General features: G+C 73.5%; 4 protein-coding genes. 1 reads left to right on the top strand and 3 read right to left on the bottom strand.

Annotated features, from left to right (window positions below; genetic code table 11):
- Positions 1 to 52: 52 nt before the first annotated feature.
- From E1283_RS34975 to E1283_RS34965, 3 genes are all read right to left on the bottom strand, one after another.
- The gene (locus E1283_RS34975) at positions 53 to 538 is read right to left on the bottom strand and encodes a hypothetical protein (protein WP_132822191.1); all 486 of its coding nucleotides are present in this window, start codon (positions 536 to 538) and stop codon (positions 53 to 55) included.
- Positions 539 to 645: 107 nt separating this feature from the next.
- Positions 646 to 1,296 carry an SAM-dependent methyltransferase gene (locus E1283_RS34970; RefSeq protein ID WP_243745320.1) on the bottom strand — a complete coding sequence of 217 codons (651 nt, stop codon included), beginning with the start codon at positions 1,294 to 1,296 and terminating at the stop codon, positions 646 to 648.
- Complete coding sequence (locus E1283_RS34965) at positions 1,293 to 2,288, bottom strand: NAD(P)/FAD-dependent oxidoreductase (protein ID WP_132822190.1); 996 nt, start codon at positions 2,286 to 2,288, stop codon at positions 1,293 to 1,295. Before E1283_RS34965 ends, E1283_RS34970 begins: the two co-directional genes overlap by 4 nt.
- 84 nt (positions 2,289 to 2,372) lie before the next feature.
- On the opposite strand from E1283_RS34965, the gene E1283_RS34960 reads away from it, so the two are divergent.
- Positions 2,373 to 2,623, top strand: a 251-nt coding sequence (locus E1283_RS34960) for a helix-turn-helix domain-containing protein (protein WP_132822189.1), incomplete at its 3' end; no start/stop codon positions are given.

The following is a 2,623-nucleotide window of genomic DNA, read 5'->3' as shown; positions in this document are numbered from 1 at the left end:
GGCGAGGCGCCTTCCGCCCGCCGCCACCCCTCACCCGCTCACCGGACGCCCGTCAGGCGGGCACGTCCTGGATCAGCCACAGGCGATCCATGCTCCACCACGGGTCGAGGAGGGTCACCCAACTGTCGCCGTGGTCCGGGTGGGTGAGCCCGACGACGAAGCGGGAATCCTTGAGCCCGATCTGGTAGTACTCCCCTTTCTTACGGAGTTCCCACTGGTCCTGCGCGTCGGCCAGCGGGCCGACCTCCAGCAGGATCGGCCCCTGGTATCTGACGTTCTCGTAGATCGCGGCGGCCTCGCTCTTGCGCAGCGGCTCCATGTAACGCCCGCTGCTGACGTGCCCGATGACGAAGGTGTCGTCGGCGGCCTTGGCGAAGGTCCACCGATGGTTGCCCTCGAGCTCACCGTGGTCCGCACGCAGCGCCTTCATGTGCTGTCGTTTGTTGATGAAGGAGTCGGGGATCAGCACGCCACCTGAGTGGGCGCTCACGATCATCTTCTCCCCGGAGACCAGGTCCTCCAGGTCCATGGCCATCATGCCCTCGCTTTGCGCTCGTGGGTCGGTCCACCAGGACAATCCCCACAACAGGGCCGATCGGCCCATCATTTCACCCGCAACGGTTAATTAGTGTCATTACGCTCTCCTCACACAATGCGGCCCGACCGGTCCTCGTCGGCGGCCCTGCGGAGCTTGAGCACCTGGTCGGCGCGCAGCGCCAGCCGGCCCTCCGGGTGCGGCATGCCGTGCAGCCGGGTGTCGGCGAGGAGCAGCCGCCACTCCCCCGCCGGCAGGTCGAGCTGTGCGAGCACCTCGTCGGGGGTGAGGGAACCCATCTCGTGGTGGTGCTCCGGCGCCCAGGCCGGCGGAGCGCCGTGCCAGCCGACGAGGAACACCCCGCCGGGCGCCACCAGCCCGGCGGCCGGGCGCAGCACCTCACGGACCGGCATGCGGTCGGGCAGGTAGAGGTAGTGGGAGCTGACCAGGTCGAACGGGCCGTCCGGCAACGCGGAGGTGAGGTCGCGGTGGAGCCAGTCGATCCGGTCGTCGAGGCCGGCCCGCCGGGCGTCCTCGGCGCCGCGGGCGAGCGCCGTGCCGGAGATGTCGACGGCCGTGACGCGCCAGCCGCGGCCGGCCAGCCAGAGCGCGTCACCGCCCTCGCCGCAGCCGAGGTCGAGGACCCGCCCCGGCGGCAGCTCGGCCGCCTCCGCGACCAGGTCGGGGTTGGGCCTGCCGCTGAACTTCCGCTCGGCCGACCGGTACATCTCCTCCCAGATCCGCTCGTGCTCCCGGTTCACCGGGCCTCCACCGACCCGGCGCGGGCCGCGGCCACGGCGCGGCGGGTGTCCGCGGCGACCAGGTCGTGGTTGATGACGGCGGCGGCGCGGACGCCGGCCGCGGCCGAGCCGATGACCTGCTCGCCGAGCTGGGTGACGTTGCCGGCGACCCACACGCCGGGCACCTCGGTGGCGCCCGTCGGGTCGGCCGCGATCCGGCTGCCGACGACGTGTCCGCCCATCTCCTGCGGTTCCGGCGTCAGGCCGAGGCCGGCGAGCAGGGCGCCGCGGGCGGCGAAGTGGGGCGCGACCGCGAGGGCCCGCGCCGGCATGGTGCGCCCGTCGGCCAGCGTCACCCCGTCGAGCCGGTCGTCCCGCACCGCGAGGCCCACGACCGGGCCGTCCACCACGGCGATCCCCCGGGCGGCGAGCCGCTCGCGCTGCTCCGCGTCGGGCTCGGGAGCGGTGTGCCGGAAGAGCGTGACGTCCGCGCTCCACTGCCGCCACAGCAGCGCCTGCTCGACGGCCAGCGGGCCGGTGCCGAGCACGCCGATCGGCTGGTCGCGCACCTCCCAGCCGTGGCAGTACGGGCAGTGCAGCACGTCCCGCCCCCAGCGCTCCCGCAGTCCTTCGAGCTCGGGCAACTCGTCCACGAGACCCGTGGTCACCAGCAGCCGGTCGGCCAGCACCGAGGAACCGTCGTCCAGCCGCAGCCGGAAGCCGCCCTCCGCCAGCCGCTCGGCGGCCACCACGGTGCCGTCGGCGAAGCGGGCGCCGTAGCCGGCGGCCTCGCGGCGCGCCCGGGCCAGGAACTCGGCCGGCGGGACGCCCTCGTGCCCCGGGTAGGCGTGGATGCCGCTCGCGGGCGCGTTGCGCGGCTGCCCCGCGTCGATCACCAGCACCGAGCGCCTGGCCCTGGCGAGCACCAGCGCCCCGCCCAGGCCGGCGGCGCCGCCACCGACGACCACCGCCTCGTAGCGCGGCTCGGCGTTATCCACCTTTACGTCTGACATGTTCGTTACCTCCGTTCACTGGCGATGGTGGATCCACCCCTGCCGACTTGACAAACCTCGTTGCCGCATCGGCAAATGGATGTCATGGCGGACGACGAGCTGGCCTCGGTGCTGGGTGGGGTGGGCGCACGGCTGCGGGCGCTCCGCCAGGAGCAGGGCGGCACGCTGGCCCAGCTGAGCGCGGCCACCGGGATCTCGGTGAGCACCCTGTCGCGGCTCGAGTCCGGGCTGCGCAAGCCCACCCTGGAACTGCTGCTGCCGCTGGCCAGGGCCTACCGGGTCCCGCTCGACGAACTGGTCGGCGCCCCGGAGACGGCCGACCCCCGGATCCGCCC

Source organism: Streptomyces hainanensis (assembly GCF_004348415.1).
Taxonomy (GTDB): domain Bacteria; phylum Actinomycetota; class Actinomycetes; order Streptomycetales; family Streptomycetaceae; genus Streptomyces; species Streptomyces hainanensis.
The sequence above is the reverse complement of the archived record's forward strand: the minus strand, read 5'-3'. Positions and strand labels throughout refer to the sequence as shown.

What these genes read in the sequence shown, in the direction of transcription:
- E1283_RS34975 (WP_132822191.1), bottom strand. Translation starts at nt 538, where the DNA reads ATGATGGCCATGGACCTGGAGGACCTGGTCTCCGGGGAGAAGATGATC.
- E1283_RS34965 (WP_132822190.1), bottom strand. Translation starts at nt 2,288, where the DNA reads ATGTCAGACGTAAAGGTGGATAACGCCGAGCCGCGCTACGAGGCGGTG.